Here is a 14,714-nt window from a genome sequence, read left to right on the forward strand (position 1 = left end):
CCAAGCATTAAGCCGCCACGGCAATTTTTTGCGACGAACGGCGTTGCTGCGGGGGTGTCAGTTCGGGAGAGATCGAATGGACAGACTGCAATTCGAGGTGCCGGTGCGGATCGCGCCTGTGCCCGGCCAGCCGGTCGAGGAAATCTACAGTGTCGAGCAGGCGCTCGATTTCCTGCAAACATGGCCGGTTCGCCGGAAGGGACCAACCTACCAGGCCGCGTTCAATGCCTGTTTTGGCGCCACGGTGGACATCGTCGAGACCGAAGACGCATGGCGGGCCTTCATGGCCTTTTGCCGGGTGAGCGGCCTGCTTGCCAGGGACATGATGGTTCCGCGCAAGCGCGGCGGCGAGGCGAGGGGACTGCGGGCTTAGACAGCCTTCGACGAAGTCCTCAGTCGTCTTCGCCTCTTCTTGCCGACACCCCTATCAGAGTGGCGGGTCCAGCAGAGCTGGCGCAGCATCACGCTGGCGATAGACATATGCCAAGTTGAAATGCTGGTACGCCCAAGGGGAATCGAACCCCTGTTACCGCCGTGAAAGGGCGGTGTCCTGACCGCTAGACGATGGGCGCGCTCAGATGTGAGCGCTTATAGTTGCGTCGCGACAAACCGGCAACCCGTCTGCCGCCGGCTGCGACAACTTTTTTCCTTTGGCTCCAAACCGCGTCTTTCCGACAGCCAAGCTGGTTTTTGCGGCATGATGCAACGCCGCCGAAGGGCCTTCGCGGTGACGGAAGATCCTCGCCCTAGCCGCGCCTGCGGCAGCGCCAGTTCCAGTCGCGCTCCGGTCCGACATCGACGTGAACGGATTCGGTGTGGCAGTAGGTGCCGACGCCGCCGCGGCCCGGCATGGTGCGGATGTAGCTCGCCAGTTCCCACTTCGAGACGCCGGGGACCTGGATGTCGGCGGCCGCGCAGTACATGTGCAGCGAATTCTTGGCGCCGTTGGCGCGGCGGTTGCGGGCCGGATCGCGATAGCCGGAGGTGACCGTCATCTTGCGGCCGTAGTGGCCTTCGATCGTCTTCAGCACGCGAACCAGCGACGGCTTCAAGCAGGCGACATCGACGCTTTCGTTCTGTTTCAGGAGGCCGTTGGGCGCCAGCCGGGCGAGGCCGGCGGCGGAGGCGACCTGGTAGGCGCCACCCGAACCTTCGTCTTCGTTGAGATCGACGTCACTCTCATCGTCGAGGCCGGATTTGCGCTTGATCTCGAACAGCGCCGTCTGGCGCACGCCGGGCAGGGCATCGGCCGTGAAGTGGCTGGTATCGCCCGTCGACACCAGCTGCACCGGCTTTTCAGCCGGATCGGCCGAAGCCAGGGTGACGGTGGGTTTTGCCGCAGGCGTCGCCTTGGCCTGCATGACCGTTGGCTGCCCGCCCGATCTGCTGTTGGCCGGCGAAGAAGGTGCCGCCGAAGCAGGCGTGGCGCTGAACAGCGAGGCCAGGAAATTTTTCTTCGGTGCGTAGGCCTGTGGCTGCGGCATCTCGCCGGCGGTCACATAAACCGGGTTGTTCATCGCCGGCGCGGCGGCCTTGGCGTCGGGCTTCGATGCATCAGCACTGTTCTGTGCCTCGGCCTGTTCAGCCGTCTGGGCGTTTGGTTGCAGCGGCTGCGTCGTGTGTGCCGCGATCGTCTCGGCTGCCGTGGGAACGGCGATCGGGAAGCCGGCATCGGGCTTGGCCCCTGGCTTGGCCACTGGCACATAGGCGACCTGCTCGGGAAGGTTGGCGTCACCGTCGGCATTCATCGTCATTTGTGCGGTTATCATCTGCGACGATGATGCAGCCGTGCTGGCCTGGGGCGCACCGGCGGCCGTGCTGATTTCGGTAGCCGAGGTATTATAGCCTGGCATGCCGACCGACATGGTCGGGTCGCCGGCCGAGGTGCAGGACGCCAGGAGCACCGAGAAAAGCGCCGCCACAATGGCGCGGCTTTCTCCCTTCGCGAGGCGCGATCCTGCTGATCTCAAAACAAAATTCCCCCTCGATATCCGACCGGTTCGTCATTGGCGCGGCGTCGAAACGTCTCGTCGAAATGACCCTTGTTCCCCGAACCGGAAACGAGACCTGTGTCAAATCTGCAAGCCTCAAAGTAATTTGGCGGCTAGAGGATGAATCAAGGCTGCTCAGGGTTGACGGCACCATTTCGCCCGCTTTTGGCGGCGCGTCAACTCACCACACATTACAGATGGTTACACGCGCACCTTGACATAGGTGCCGGGGGCTTCGCCTAGAACTTGCATATGCTCGCCCGGTTTGCGGGCCGGTACGCGGGTATTGTCCTTGGCTTCGATCCAGCGTTGCCAGTGCGGCCACCAGGAACCGGGATGGTCGGTGGCCCCGGCGAGCCACTGGTCGAAGTCGCCGGCCGGCTTGCCGCCGGTCCAGTAGTGATATTTCTGCGCCGCCGGCGGATTGACGACCCCGGCGATGTGGCCGGAGCCGGCCATGACGTAATCGACCTCGCCGCCGAAATATTTCGAGCCGAGGAATACCGACAGCGCCGGCGCGATATGGTCCTCCTTAGAGGCGAGGTTGTAGACCGGCATGGTAACGTCCTTCAGCGAAACCGTGCGGCCCGCCAGTTCCATCATGCCTTGCGAAAGCCTGTTCTCGAGATAGCAATTGCGCAAATAGAAAGAATGGTTGGCAGCGCCCATGCGGGTCGAATCGGCATTCCAGTAGAGCAGGTCGAAGGGCAGGGGATCCTTGCCGCGCATGTAGTTGTTGACGACATAGGGCCAGATCAGGTCGCCCGAGCGCAGCATGTTGAAGGCGGTCGCCATCTTGGTGCCGTCGAGATAGCCTTTCTCGTTCATCGCCTTTTCGACGGCCGCGACCTGCTCCTCGTCGACGAACACTTTTAGATCGCCGGCATAGGTGAAATCGACCTGGGTGGTGAAGAAGGTCGCCGATTTGATGCGGTGGTCGCCTTCCTGCGCCATCAAGGCCAGCGCTGCCGCCAACAGCGTGCCGCCGACGCAATAGCCGATGGCGTTGACTTGCCTTTCGCCGGTGGCCTTCTCGATCGTGTCGAGGCCGTATTGCAGGCCCTCCCTGATATAGGCCTCCCAGCTCTTGGCGCCGTGCCGCTCGTCCGGGTTGATCCAGGAGATGATGAAGACGGTGTGGCCTTGCTCGACTGCCCAGCGAATGAAGGATTTTTGCGGGTTGAGGTCGAGGATGTAGTATTTGTTGATCCATGGCGGGCAGATCAGCAGCGGCCGCTTGAGCACGGTGTCGGTAGTCGGTTCGTATTGCAGGATTTCGGCGACGTCGCTGCGGCCGACCACCTTACCCGGGGTGGCGGCGAGATTCTTGCCGATCTCGAAGGGCGAATAATCTGCCTGCCGCAGCTTCAGGTCACCCTTGCCCGCGGCGATGTCCTCGGCAAGCATCTTCATGCCGCGCACCAGGTTTTCGCCGTTGGAGGCGACAGTCTCGCGAAACAATTCCGGATTGGTCAGGATGAAATTCGACGGCGAGATGGCATTGGACACCTGCTTGACATAAAAGCCGGCCTTGTGGCGGGTGTGCTCGTCCAGGCCATCGGCGTGCTCGACCAGTTCGGCCGCCCAGCGCGAGGTGACCAGATACGCCTGTTTGAGGAAATCGAAGAAGGCGTTGCGGCCCCATTCCGGGTCCTGGAAACGCTTGTCACCGCGCTCGGGCTTGACCGCGTCCTCGGCGTCCTCGGCGCCGGCGCCGATGCGCTGGACGGCGTTGGCCCAGACGGTCATGTAGCCGGAAAACAGCCGCGTTTGCGCCTCCAGCGCGCGCTGCGGGTCGGAGAGCCAGTACTCGGTGAGCTTGGAGAACGTCTTCACCATGTCGACGACCGGCTCAGCGACATGATCGCGCACCTCGCCTTTTTCCCGCGGCTCGGCCCATGCCGAGGCGGCCTTGCCGGCCTGCTCGATCATGCGAGCCATGTTCAGCGCGAAGCGTTCCGGGTCCTTCACCAGATATTGCTCGACGGTCGAAGGTTGGTCATCTTCCGCTTTGCCCGAATCGGGTGTTTTGGCCATGGTTCGCGGGGTTCCTCCCGAAGCGTTTTGTTGACATATTACCATGGGATATCGAACAGGGTCCAATGTGCTCTAACCCGGCCGCCAGGAAAACAATATGACGATTAATATTGGCAAGAACGTTTTTTCCGGCACTGGTCGTTTTTGCCGCATGGCGCTCGTCCTGTTGGCGATGGCCGGTTGCACGAGCAGCAACATGGAAGGTGCGGCGCCCGCCACCGGCCTTGTCGGCGCGAAGGACACCGGTTCCTATCCGAACCTGAACATCCGGCCGCAGGTGGCGGCCGAACAATTCACCGACGAGGAAAAGAACGCCAAGCTCGCCCAACTGAAGGCCGAGGAACAGAGCCAGGCCGCCAAGGGCGGGGGCGTCAAGGTTGCGGACCAGGCAGCGCTGGACCAGCTGGCAAAAAAACACGGCGCCGAGGCGCTGAAGCAGATCGAAGGCAAATGCGACCCCGCTCTCGACCCTAGTTGCAAATAAGCTTATACGCGCGACCGCAACCTCACTGTCTGGAACTGCCATGGAAGAATTTCACAAGGTCCGCCGGCTTCCGCCCTATGTCTTCGAACAGGTCAACCGGCTGAAGGCCAGCGCCCGTTCGCGCGGCGCCGACATCATCGACCTTGGCATGGGCAATCCGGACCTGCCGACGCCCAAGGCCATCGTCGACAAACTCTGCGAGGTGGTACGCGATCCGCGCACGCACCGCTATTCGTCGTCGCGCGGCATTCCGGGCCTGCGTCGTGCCCAGGCCAACTACTATGCCCGCCGCTTCGGTGTGAAGCTCGACCCGGACAGCCAGGTGGTGGCGACGCTCGGCTCGAAGGAGGGCTTCGCCAATATGGCGCAGGCGATCACCGCCCCCGGCGACGTGATCCTTTGCCCTAATCCGACCTATCCGATCCATGCGTTCGGCTTCATCATGTCGGGCGGCGTCATCCGCTCGCTGCAGGTCGAGCCGGACGACGGCTTCATCCCGGCCCTGGAGCGCGGCATCCGCCATTCGATCCCGAAGCCGCTGGCACTGATCCTCAATTATCCGTCCAATCCGACGGCACTGGTCGCTTCGCTCGATTTCTACAAGGAGGTGGTGGCCTTCGCGAGGAAGAACGACATCATCATCCTGTCGGATCTTGCCTATTCGGAGATCTATTTCGACGGCAATCCGCCGCCTTCGGTGCTGCAGGTGCCGGGCGCCATAGACGTCGCCGTCGAGTTCACCTCGATGTCGAAGACCTTTTCGATGCCGGGTTGGCGCATGGGTTTTGCGGTCGGCAATGAACGGCTGATCTCGGCGCTGACGCGAGTGAAATCCTATCTCGACTACGGCGCCTTCACGCCGATCCAGGTGGCGGCGGCGCATGCACTCAACGGCGATGGCGCCGACATCGCGGAAGTGCGCGACGTCTACCGCAAACGCCGCGATGTCATGGTCGACGCTTTCAGCCGCGCCGGCTGGACCATTCCCGCACCGGCGGCATCGATGTTCGCCTGGGCGCCGATCCCGGAGCCGTTCAAGCACCTGGGCTCGCTTGAATTCTCCAAGCTCCTGATCGAGCACGCCGACGTCGCGGTGGCGCCGGGCGTCGGCTTCGGCGAGCATGGCGACGATCACGTGCGCATCGCGCTGGTCGAAAACGAGCATCGGATCCGGCAAGCGGCGCGCAACATCAAGCGCTTCCTCGCATCCAGCGCCAAGCAGCCGAATAACGTCGTACCGCTCGCCGCACATCGCTGAGTTTCTGCATATCAAATCGACCGAGTTGTTGAGGGGCGCCGCCGGACATGGCTGAAGCATTGCGTGTTGGAATTGCCGGTCTCGGCACCGTCGGCGCGTCGGTGGCGCGCGTGCTGCGCGACAAGGCGGCGGAACTGACGCGGCAGTGCGGACGCGACATCGTCGTCACAGCCGTTTCGGCCCGAGACCCAAAGCGCGACCGTGGCGTCGATCTTGGCGCAGCACAGTGGTTCGACGACGCCATCAAGATGGCGCAGACCGGCGAGATCGACGTGTTCGTCGAGCTGATCGGCGGCGACGACGGGGCGGCGCGCTCGTCCGTAAAAGCGGCACTTGAAGGCGGCCGCCATGTCGTCACCGCCAACAAGGCGCTGCTTGCCAAGCACGGCGTGGCGCTGGCCGAGATCGCCGAGAGGAAAGGCGTGCTGCTCAATTACGAGGCGGCGGTGGCCGGCGGCATTCCGGTTATCAAGACAATGCGCGAGGCGATGGCCGGCAATTCGGTGACCCGCGTTTTCGGCATCCTCAACGGTACCTGCAACTACATTCTGACGCGCATGGAAGCCGAGGGCCTGTCTTTCGATGCCTGCCTGAAGGATGCGCAACGGCTGGGCTATGCCGAAGCCGACCCGACCTTCGACATCGAGGGTCACGACACCGCGCACAAGCTGTCGATCCTGACCAGCCTTGCCTTTGGCACGAGGATCGCCGCCAACGATATCTACATGGAAGGCATCTCCAACATCAGCCAGGCCGACATCCGCGCGGCCGGCGATCTCGGCTACCGGATCAAGCTGCTTGGCGTCGCCCAACGCACCGAAAGCGGCATCGAGCAGCGCGTGCACCCGACCATGGTGCCGACGGCCTCGGTCATCGCGCAGGTGCACGGCGTCACCAATGCGGTAGCGATAGAAACCGACATCCTCGGCGAATTGCTGCTTTCCGGCCCTGGCGCCGGCGGCAACGCCACCGCGTCGGCGGTGATCGGCGACATTGCCGATATCGCCAAGAGCCGGCCTGGCTTCCAGCATGGTCCGGTCTTCGGCCGGCCGGTGAAGGAATTGAAGCCTTACAAGAAGGCGCAGATGCGCAGCCATGCCGGCGGTTATTTCATCCGGCTGACCGTGCACGACCGCCTCGGCGTTTTCGCGGCAATAGCCAAGCGCATGGCCGACAACGACATTTCTCTGGAATCGATCGTCCAGCATGCCGCCGGGCCGGAAACCGAGGCACAGAAGACGGTTATCCTAGTGACCCACGAGACGACCGAGGCGGCGGTGCGCAAGGCCGTCGACGGCATCACCAGGGACAGCCTTCTGACCGACAAGCCGCAAGTCATCCGCATCGAGCGGGCCGGATAGCAGTCTCACATTTTACCTTCAATCGATTGATATTGCTGCGCTTTCAAAAAGGTCCAGCGCAGGTCTTGCTGTTGTCACGGGGCTTTGACACAAGAAGCGCGTCTCTGGCGGGAGGCTAATGCATGTCGCCCAAAAGTGTGCAGCGGTTTTGGGACAACGACATGCATAATAAAAACAAAGTGCCAACAAGGATTGTCCATCGATGAATGTGGCCCAGAACATTGTCGCCGGCCTCAACCGGATACTGACCATGGAATTGGTGCGCGTCACCGAACGCGCCGCGGTCGCGGCCGCCAGATTGCGCGGACGCGGCGACGAGAAAGCCGCCGACCAGGTCGCGGTCGATGCCATGCGGCAGGAGCTCAACCGTCTTGCCATCAACGGCACGGTGGTGATCGGCGAGGGCGAGCGCGACGAGGCGCCGATGCTCTATATCGGCGAGGAGGTCGGTACCGGCCAAGGCCCGGCTGTCGACATCGCGCTTGATCCGCTCGAAGGCACGACGATCTGCGCCAAGAACCTGCCCAACGCACTGGCCGTTATCGCCATTGCCGAAAAAGGCAGCCTTTTGTTCGCGCCGGACGTCTATATGGACAAGATCGCGATCGGTCCGGGTTATGCCGACGGCATCATCGACATCGATGCCTCGCCGGCCGAAAACATCGCCAGCCTCGCCAGGGCCAAGGGCGTGCCGGTGGCGGAGATCACCGCCTGTATTCTCGACCGGCCACGCCATGGCGCGTTGATCGAAGCCGTGCGGGCGACCGGAGCCGCGATCCGTCTGATCGGCGACGGTGATGTCGCCGGGGTCATCCATACCACCGACCCGGACGAGACCGGCATCGACATCTATCTCGGCACCGGAGGCGCGCCCGAAGGCGTGCTCGCAGCTGCCGCCTTGCGCTGCACCGGTGGCCAGATGCAGGGCAGGTTGATCTTCGATACGCCGGAAAAGCTGGCGCGCGCCGCGAAGATGGGGATCTCCGACCCAAAACGGATCTACCACACGCAAGACATGGCACGCGGCGACGTGCTGTTTGCCGCGACCGGCGTCACCGACGGCAATATGCTGGCCGGCGTCAAGTTCGGCCGCAATTTCATCACCACGCACACGATCGTGCTGCGCTCGTCATCGCGGACCGTGCGCGAAATCAAAGCCAGGCATCAGGATCTGGAAAAGTTTTGATTTCGACTCAGTTAGCCGTTGCATATTGTGCGCAATGACAAATTGCAGACGGCGCGTCACGTGACGGGGGAAAGACGCTTTTTCCTCGATGTCAGGCAGTCGGCCACCGGCGTTTCCTGGGAACACCGGCTGACCGAGCGTCAGGACATGGCCGCGCTCGCCATCGCGCAAGGGTATGGCGTGCCTGACATCGTGGCACGTGTGCTGGCCGGGCGTGGTGTCACCGCCGAGCAGACCGAGCGGTTTCTGGATCCGACCATCCGCAATCTGCTGCCCGACCCGGCATCGCTGACCGACATGGACAGGGCCGCCGCTCGCATCGCCCAGGCGGTGATGGCCAGGGAAAAAGTGGCGATCTTTGGCGACTACGATGTCGACGGCGCCGCCTCGTCGGCGCTGCTCAAGCGCTTTCTCGCATATTTCTCGGTGGCGTCGGAGATCTACATACCGGACCGCATCTTCGAGGGTTACGGCCCCAATCCGGAAGCGATGCGCGAACTCGTCTCGCGCGGCGCGACGCTGATCGTCACCGTCGATTGCGGCACCAACAGTGCTGCTTCCATCGACGCCGCAAAGGCCGCCGGCGCCGACGTCGTGGTGCTCGATCACCATCAGGTCGGCGGGCCGCTGCCGGCGGCGGCTGCGGTCGTCAACCCAAATCGCGAGGACGACCTTTCCGGCCAAGGTCATCTTTGTGCCGCCGGCGTCGTCTTCCTTTGCCTGGTGCAGACCGCGAAGATCCTGCGCGGCCGCTTGCCGGATGCCGCACCGCCGGACCTGCTTGGCCTGCTCGACCTGGTGGCGCTGGGCACAGTCTGCGACGTGGTGCCGCTCACCGGCGTCAACCGCGCCTTCGTGGTCAAGGGGCTGCAGGTGGCGCGGCAGCAGAGAAACGAAGGGCTGGCGGCGTTGGCGCGGGTCTCGCGTATAGGCGAGCCGATCAGCACGTTCCATCTGGCCTTTCTGATCGGTCCGCGCATCAACGCCGGCGGGCGCATCGGCGACGCAGCACTTGGCAGCCGCCTGCTTGCAACCGACGACCCCGTCGAGGCCCGCACCATCGCCGAGACGCTGGATCGGCTCAACCAGGAACGGCAGTCGATGGAGCAGGAGATGCTGGCCGCCGCGCGCTCAGAGGCCGATGCCGAGCTTGCCGGCGGCAATGGTCCGGCCATCGTGGTGACAGCCAGCAGCAACTGGCATCCTGGCATTGTCGGCCTGCTTGCCTCGCGGCTCAAGGACCATGCAAGACGGCCGGCCTTTGCCATCGCCTTCAACGCCAATGGTGTCGGTACGGGGTCAGGCCGTTCGGTGTCGGGCTTCGACCTCGGCCGGCTGGTGCGCGAGGCTGCCGATGCCGGGCTTATCGTCAAGGGCGGCGGCCACGGAATGGCGGCCGGCATCACTGTCGAGCGGGCGAAGCTCGGCGAACTCAGGGCTTTCTTCGAAGAGCGCGCGGCGGTGGATGTGTTCCGCCTGCAAGGCGAGGAGAGCCTGGCGATCGACGGCGCACTTGCCGCCGAGGGCGCGACGCTTGCGCTGCTCGATACGCTTGAGAGGGCAGGGCCGTTCGGCGCCGGGCATGTTGCGCCGGTGTTCGCGCTTCCGCGCCACCGGCTTGTCGATGCGCGGGCGGTCGGCAGCAACCACATCCGCGCCGACCTGCAGTCGGAAAGCGGCGGCCGCATCCAGGCGATCACCTTTCGCGCGGTCGACACGGCTCTTGGCGAATTCCTGTTCAAGAACAGGGGTAAGCCGGTGCATGTCGCCGGCTCGCTGTCGGGCAACCACTGGAACGGCAACCGCACGGTGCAGTTCCGCATCGTCGACGCGGCGCTTGCCTGAGAGCTCGCTGCCGCCCTGCCTAAGCGAGGACGGTCTGCAGCCGGGTCAGGTCGCCGATCTGCGCCATCGTTGCCTGGTAGCCGATACGGATCGCTTCGTCGGCGCGGTGGAATTCGGTCAGGCCGATATGGCTGAGCTTCGGCTGCAGCGATATGTCCGGCGGGTCGCCGGCCAGCCTGGCGCGCGAAATGCGGTCCTGGATGATGTTAAAGGCCTCGACCATGACGCCGGTAATGCCGAGCCGCGTCTCGCGCGACTGGCGTTCGGGATCGGCGTGGCCGGCCCTCGGCGCGTCTTTCTCGATGACCAGCTCGCCGGCATTGTGCTTGATCACCGCGGCGCGGCCGAACAGATCGTAGTGAAGGTTCACCGCAACTACGAGCGGCTGCTCGTAGGCACGGCAGACCGAGACCGGCACCGGATTGACCAGTGCGCCGTCAACCAGCACACGCCCATTGCAGGCGACCGGCTCGAACACGCCGGGCAGCGCGTAGGAGGCGCGCATTGCGGTGCTCAACGAGCCGCTCGACAGCCAGATCTCATGACCGGTGCGGATTTCCGAAGCGACGCAGACGAATGGTTTTGGCAGGTCCTCGAAGCGGATGCCGGCTATGTGCTCGCGCAGCCGCGCATCGAGCTTCATGCCACCGAACAGGCCGCTGCCGCGTAGATTGAGGTCGAGAAGGCCAAAAATGCGCCGCCTGGTCAGGCTGCGCGCGAATTCTTCCAACTCGTCGAGCTTGCCGGCAACATAGCAGCCGCCGACCAGCGCGCCGATCGAGGTGCCGGCGATCATCGACACTTCGATGCCGGCTTCATCAAGCGCGCGCAGCACGCCGATATGCGCCCAGCCGCGCGCACAGCCGCCACCCAATGCCAGCGAAATCCCAGTTTTGCCCGGAGATTTGGTTTCGGATGCGCCCGCGGCCGAGGAGAGGCCATTGGCCTCCCGAACGTCAGGTCTGTTGCGCAATGACGCCCAGTCGAGCATCACAATCTCCCTTGTCCCACGGTCATCCTATAGGCGGGCCGTATCGAAATCATGAATATACGTGGCTGAAGTGCTGCGAATGGTTCATATTGATGGTGTATTGGGCTTTCGATAGGTTTTTTCCGCATCGAACAGCGGGTTGCTGCCGTCGCTGGCAAGCGTCCCTTTGCCATCGCTCAGCCCCACCGTCCGATAAAAGCATGAACGTCGGCCGGTGTGACAAGTTGCTTGGTGACCCAGCATTTTGACGCGCAACCATATCGCGTCCTGGTCACAATCCGTGAGCATCTCGACGACCTGCTGGACATTGCCCGAGGTTTCGCCCTTCTTCCACAGCGCGTTGCGCGAACGCGACCAGTAGTGCGCGATGCCGGTCTCGAGCGTCAGCGCCAGCGCCTCGGCATTCATATGCGCGACCATCAGCAGCACGCCGTCTTCGGCATCGGTGACCACGACAGTGACGAGGCCGGCAGCATCGAAGCGCGGTGAAAGGACCGCGCCTTCCTCGAGTGCCTTCTTGTCTGTTGGAGCTTTCGGGAATTCCAATGCCGACATTCGCCGGTCCTTATCTAGCGAAGCCGGCAGGCCGATCAGATCCTGCCGCCGCGCACCATGGTGACGAAGCGGACCTGCTCTTCGGGTGTGTCCTTGAAGACGCCGGTGAAGGTTGAGGTCAGCGTGGTGGAGCCCTGCTTGCGGATGCCGCGCATGGCCATGCACATATGCTCGGCCTCAAGCATAACGGCCACACCGCGCGGATTGAGCACGTCCTGGATGACGCCGGCAATCTGCGCGGTCATCGCTTCCTGGGTCTGCAAGCGATGGGCGAAGATGTCGACGACACGGGCTATCTTGGACAGGCCGACAACCTTGCCGTCAGGCAGATAGCCGACATGCGCCTTGCCGATGATCGGCACCATGTGATGCTCGCAATGCGAGTGGAAGGATATGTCCTTGACGAGAACGAGGTCGTCATAGCCGGCAACTTCCTCAAAGGTGCGGCCAAGTTCCTCGGCTGGGCACATATCATAACCGTTGAACATTTCGCTGAACGCCTTGGTGACGCGCTTCGGCGTGTCGATCAGGCCCTCGCGGTCAGGGTTGTCGCCGGTCCAGCGCAACAAGGTGCGCACAGCGGCTTCGACTTCGGCCTCGCTCGGCCGGTCGGTGACCGGCTTTTCCATATAGGCAGACCGCGGCATGAGTTTCTTGATAACGGCGTCCATAAAGGCGTCTCCCGTAGTTCCTCTCTCAGGAGGAACGAGTTGAACGGACCACGACCTTTCGGGTGTCAGAAACTCGCCCGGTTTCCAGCCCGTAAGTGGCGTGAACAGAATTGGGTATGACGAGGTTTGTGGTCGCCTTGTCGATACCCGACTACCGCCATTATATATGTTCGTGCCGAGCGAAAGGAAGACGCCAGAGCGGCAATGACTGTTCGCTGGGCGGCGACGGATTGGAAAAATATGATCGACGATGTCTACAATGCGAAAATTCTGGGTTTTGCCGGAAACATCGCACGGATCGGCCGGCTCGACCGGCCCGACGCAACCGCACGAGCACATTCCAAGCTGTGCGGATCGACGGTGACCGTCGATCTGAAGATGGATGATGGCGTCGTCAGCGATTTCGCGCATGACGTGAAGGCCTGTGCGCTTGGCCAGGCGTCGTCGTCGATCATGGCGCAGCATGTCGTCGGCGCCAGCGCCGAAGAATTGCGCAGCGTGCGCGAGACGATGCTGAAGATGCTGAAGGAAAACGGCCCGCCGCCCGAAGGCCGCTTCGCCGACCTGAAATACCTGGAACCGGTGCGCGACTACAAGGCGCGCCACGCCTCGACCATGCTGACCTTCGACGCAGTGGTCGACGCCATCGGCCAGATCGAGAAGAAGCGGGCGGAAGAGGCGGCTTAAACCTTGGCGAGAAAACGCCGGCTTTCGGCGAATTCCGCCCGGACCCAGTCGGCAAAAGCCCTGGCTGGTTCGGAAAGGTCATTCAGCCTTCTGGCTACTAGCCAATAGGCGCCCGACGCGACGTCGATGTCGAAAGGCTTGATAAGCGCGCCGGACGCAAGTTCTTCGCCGATCTGCAAAAGATCGCCCAACGCGACACCATGTCCAAGCAAGGCTGCCTGCTTCGAAAGCGAAGCATCGGCCAGCATCGGACCGCGCGCAGGCACGGCATCAGCCGTCACGCCCGCCGCTTCGAACCAGCGTGCCCAAGCCTGACGGTTTTCTTCGTGCAGCAACGTATAGCGACCAAGGTCGATCGGCTTTTCCAGAGCTGGGCCGGATGCAAGAAGTGCCGGCGACAGAACTGGGGAATCGACGACCGCGGCAAGCTGTTCGGCTTCGCTGCGTGGCCATGAGGTGGCGTGCGCACTGAAACGCAGGGCAAGTTCGGGCTGATCGCTGCGAAACTCTATCAATCTCGGGTCGACCTCAAGGGAAACGTCGATGTCGGGTCGCAACTCGCGAAAGCGGTTGAGCCGCGGCACCAGCCATACGGATGCAAGCGATGGCTCGACGCTGACACGCACCACGGACTGCGTCGGGGCCGCCGTCAATTCCGAAAGCAGCCTGTCGATGCCCTCGAAACTTCTGACCAACTGGTCGAGCAGCCGCTGGCCGGTGTCGGTCAACTCGACGCGGCGATGATGGCGGAAGAACAAAGGTTGGCGCAGGAAGGTTTCGAGCTCGCGGATCTGTCGGCTGATCGCCGCCTGCGAAACATAAAGCTCCTCGGCCGCACGGCTGAAGCTCAGGTGACGACCGGCTGCTTCGAAGCTTCTCAGAGCCGTCAGGGGGAGGTGTCCGCGCTTCATTCGCATAACTCAGAGTTATCTGACGTGGACGTTATACTCGTTTGAAGAGCAAGGCCAGCGGCGCTCTAATCGGTGCTCAAGGAGTGCCGCCATGATCCAGTTTCTCAACATTCTGGGCGATGTGATGCGGATCGCGACGTTTCAATGGTACGACGAGAAACCGCATAGGGATTGGTGCGAGGAGAGGCCGCCGACCAGCGTCGCCGTATGCCGAAGGCCGACGCCCGACCGCTATCCGGTTCGCCCTACCAGGCCATGACGGGATTGCCGGAACGGCATTGCGTTCCTGGCCCGATGCGCACATCTATCGCGTAGGGAAACGCGATGTGGAGACTGCGGTGGTCGGCCAACATCGGCATGCGCACGGCGCCAGGCCGATTCGACAAGGACGCAACTGGTCCGGCCCGTGGCGCAAGACGCCGGGCCGCGTCTTCGGCACGTCGCTTGTCCGACTTTACCAGCTGACGCTGTCCGGCTTCGTCGGCAATTCCTGCCGGCATCTGCCGACCTGTTCCGAATACGCGTACGAAGCGATCGCCCGCCACGGGCTGTGGGCCGGCGGCTGGATGGGGTTTTTCCGGGTGCTGCGCTGCGGACCGTTCGGCACGCACGGCATCGACCGGGTGCCTGAGGCACTGGCTGATCGCTACCTCTGGTTCACGCCATGGCGGTACTGGCGGATCGGGAAAAAACGTGGCGACCTGGACAGTTGACCGCAACTGTGCGGTGCACAGAGG

At 63.1% G+C, this 14,714-nt stretch carries 15 protein-coding genes and 1 tRNA gene; 9 read left to right on the forward strand and 7 right to left on the reverse strand.

Features of this window, described 5'->3' with window-relative positions; translation table 11 throughout:
• The first annotated feature begins 76 nt into the window (after positions 1-76).
• A complete protein-coding gene (locus tag NKJ15_RS28610) occupies positions 77-373 on the forward strand; it encodes a DUF982 domain-containing protein (RefSeq protein WP_023678889.1) in 297 nt (98 codons plus the stop codon).
• Positions 374-497: 124 nt separating this feature from the next.
• On the opposite strand, the gene NKJ15_RS28615 is transcribed toward NKJ15_RS28610, so the two are convergent.
• The 3 genes from NKJ15_RS28615 to phaC form a co-directional block, all read right to left on the reverse strand.
• Positions 498-572: transfer RNA gene (locus tag NKJ15_RS28615), tRNA-Glu, on the reverse strand.
• 174 nt (positions 573-746) lie between these two features.
• Positions 747-1,865: a YcbK family protein gene (locus NKJ15_RS28620; protein ID WP_352685557.1), complete on the reverse strand. Its 1,119-nt coding sequence runs from the start codon at positions 1,863-1,865 to the stop codon at positions 747-749.
• A 327-nt stretch (positions 1,866-2,192) separates the two neighbouring features.
• On the reverse strand, positions 2,193-4,028 hold the full coding sequence (phaC, locus tag NKJ15_RS28625) for a class I poly(R)-hydroxyalkanoic acid synthase (RefSeq protein ID WP_352540668.1): 1,836 nt from the start codon (positions 4,026-4,028) through the stop codon (positions 2,193-2,195).
• Between the two features lie 151 nt (positions 4,029-4,179).
• Here phaC and NKJ15_RS28630 point away from each other — a divergent pair, with 151 nt between their 5' ends.
• From NKJ15_RS28630 to recJ, 5 genes are all read left to right on the forward strand, one after another.
• The gene (locus NKJ15_RS28630; protein ID WP_352647805.1) at positions 4,180-4,512 is read left to right on the forward strand and encodes a hypothetical protein; all 333 of its coding nucleotides are present in this window, start codon (positions 4,180-4,182) and stop codon (positions 4,510-4,512) included.
• A 40-nt stretch (positions 4,513-4,552) separates the two neighbouring features.
• Positions 4,553-5,770: an LL-diaminopimelate aminotransferase gene (locus NKJ15_RS28635; protein ID WP_023678886.1), complete on the forward strand. Its 1,218-nt coding sequence runs from the start codon at positions 4,553-4,555 to the stop codon at positions 5,768-5,770.
• Between the two features lie 47 nt (positions 5,771-5,817).
• Positions 5,818-7,131 (forward strand): homoserine dehydrogenase, encoded by a 1,314-nt coding sequence (locus NKJ15_RS28640; RefSeq protein WP_352819162.1) that lies wholly within the window; start codon positions 5,818-5,820, stop codon positions 7,129-7,131.
• Between the two features lie 202 nt (positions 7,132-7,333).
• Positions 7,334-8,317: a class II fructose-bisphosphatase gene (gene glpX, locus NKJ15_RS28645; protein WP_352819164.1), complete on the forward strand. Its 984-nt coding sequence runs from the start codon at positions 7,334-7,336 to the stop codon at positions 8,315-8,317.
• A 60-nt stretch (positions 8,318-8,377) separates the two neighbouring features.
• On the forward strand, positions 8,378-10,162 hold the full coding sequence (gene recJ / locus NKJ15_RS28650) for a single-stranded-DNA-specific exonuclease RecJ (RefSeq protein ID WP_352819166.1): 1,785 nt from the start codon (positions 8,378-8,380) through the stop codon (positions 10,160-10,162).
• A 19-nt stretch (positions 10,163-10,181) separates the two neighbouring features.
• Here the strand turns inward: recJ and NKJ15_RS28655 are convergent, their stop codons facing one another.
• The 3 genes from NKJ15_RS28655 to folE all read right to left on the reverse strand — a co-directional run bounded on the left by NKJ15_RS28655 (position 10,182) and on the right by folE (position 12,379).
• Positions 10,182-11,153 (reverse strand): patatin family protein, encoded by a 972-nt coding sequence (locus NKJ15_RS28655; protein WP_023678882.1) that lies wholly within the window; start codon positions 11,151-11,153, stop codon positions 10,182-10,184.
• Between the two features lie 84 nt (positions 11,154-11,237).
• Positions 11,238-11,708: a phosphoribosyl-AMP cyclohydrolase gene (gene hisI, locus NKJ15_RS28660; protein ID WP_352500848.1), complete on the reverse strand. Its 471-nt coding sequence runs from the start codon at positions 11,706-11,708 to the stop codon at positions 11,238-11,240.
• Between the two features lie 35 nt (positions 11,709-11,743).
• Positions 11,744-12,379, reverse strand: coding sequence for a GTP cyclohydrolase I FolE (gene folE, locus NKJ15_RS28665; protein WP_352466975.1), 636 nt, complete (start codon positions 12,377-12,379; stop codon positions 11,744-11,746).
• A 240-nt stretch (positions 12,380-12,619) separates the two neighbouring features.
• On the opposite strand from folE, the gene NKJ15_RS28670 reads away from it, so the two are divergent.
• Complete coding sequence (locus NKJ15_RS28670; protein ID WP_023678879.1) at positions 12,620-13,066, forward strand: iron-sulfur cluster assembly scaffold protein; 447 nt, start codon at positions 12,620-12,622, stop codon at positions 13,064-13,066.
• Here NKJ15_RS28670 and NKJ15_RS28675 read toward each other — a convergent pair.
• The gene (locus NKJ15_RS28675) at positions 13,063-13,977 is read right to left on the reverse strand and encodes a LysR substrate-binding domain-containing protein (protein ID WP_352500847.1); all 915 of its coding nucleotides are present in this window, start codon (positions 13,975-13,977) and stop codon (positions 13,063-13,065) included. The two genes, NKJ15_RS28670 and NKJ15_RS28675, sit on opposite strands and share 4 nt — an antisense overlap.
• A gap of 91 nt (positions 13,978-14,068) precedes the next feature.
• Between NKJ15_RS28675 and NKJ15_RS28680 the strand changes: the two genes are divergently transcribed.
• Together NKJ15_RS28680 and yidD are read left to right on the forward strand one after the other, a co-directional pair.
• Positions 14,069-14,236: a hypothetical protein gene (locus NKJ15_RS28680; protein WP_352473909.1), complete on the forward strand. Its 168-nt coding sequence runs from the start codon at positions 14,069-14,071 to the stop codon at positions 14,234-14,236.
• Between the two features lie 67 nt (positions 14,237-14,303).
• A complete protein-coding gene (yidD, locus tag NKJ15_RS28685) occupies positions 14,304-14,690 on the forward strand; it encodes a membrane protein insertion efficiency factor YidD (protein WP_502904284.1) in 387 nt (128 codons plus the stop codon).
• The last annotated feature ends 24 nt before the right edge of the window (positions 14,691-14,714 follow it).

The sequence above is a fragment of the Mesorhizobium sp. M0207 genome, assembly GCF_040321995.1.
Taxonomy (GTDB): Bacteria; Pseudomonadota; Alphaproteobacteria; order Rhizobiales; family Rhizobiaceae; genus Mesorhizobium.

Excerpts from the sequence above, each read along its gene's own strand:
- phaC (WP_352540668.1), bottom strand. The coding sequence starts at position 4,028 with ATGGCCAAAACACCCGATTCGGGCAAAGCGGAAGATGACCAACCTTCG.
- NKJ15_RS28610 (WP_023678889.1), top strand. The coding sequence starts at position 77 with ATGGACAGACTGCAATTCGAGGTGCCGGTGCGGATCGCGCCTGTGCCC.
- NKJ15_RS28680 (WP_352473909.1), top strand. The coding sequence starts at position 14,069 with ATGATCCAGTTTCTCAACATTCTGGGCGATGTGATGCGGATCGCGACG.
- NKJ15_RS28640 (WP_352819162.1), top strand. The coding sequence starts at position 5,818 with ATGGCTGAAGCATTGCGTGTTGGAATTGCCGGTCTCGGCACCGTCGGC.
- hisI (WP_352500848.1), bottom strand. The coding sequence starts at position 11,708 with ATGTCGGCATTGGAATTCCCGAAAGCTCCAACAGACAAGAAGGCACTC.
- glpX (WP_352819164.1), top strand. The coding sequence starts at position 7,334 with ATGAATGTGGCCCAGAACATTGTCGCCGGCCTCAACCGGATACTGACC.
- NKJ15_RS28675 (WP_352500847.1), bottom strand. The coding sequence starts at position 13,977 with ATGAAGCGCGGACACCTCCCCCTGACGGCTCTGAGAAGCTTCGAAGCA.
- NKJ15_RS28655 (WP_023678882.1), bottom strand. The coding sequence starts at position 11,153 with ATGCTCGACTGGGCGTCATTGCGCAACAGACCTGACGTTCGGGAGGCC.
- NKJ15_RS28635 (WP_023678886.1), top strand. The coding sequence starts at position 4,553 with ATGGAAGAATTTCACAAGGTCCGCCGGCTTCCGCCCTATGTCTTCGAA.
- NKJ15_RS28630 (WP_352647805.1), top strand. The coding sequence starts at position 4,180 with ATGGCGCTCGTCCTGTTGGCGATGGCCGGTTGCACGAGCAGCAACATG.
- NKJ15_RS28670 (WP_023678879.1), top strand. The coding sequence starts at position 12,620 with ATGATCGACGATGTCTACAATGCGAAAATTCTGGGTTTTGCCGGAAAC.
- NKJ15_RS28620 (WP_352685557.1), bottom strand. The coding sequence starts at position 1,865 with ATGTCGGTCGGCATGCCAGGCTATAATACCTCGGCTACCGAAATCAGC.
- folE (WP_352466975.1), bottom strand. The coding sequence starts at position 12,379 with ATGGACGCCGTTATCAAGAAACTCATGCCGCGGTCTGCCTATATGGAA.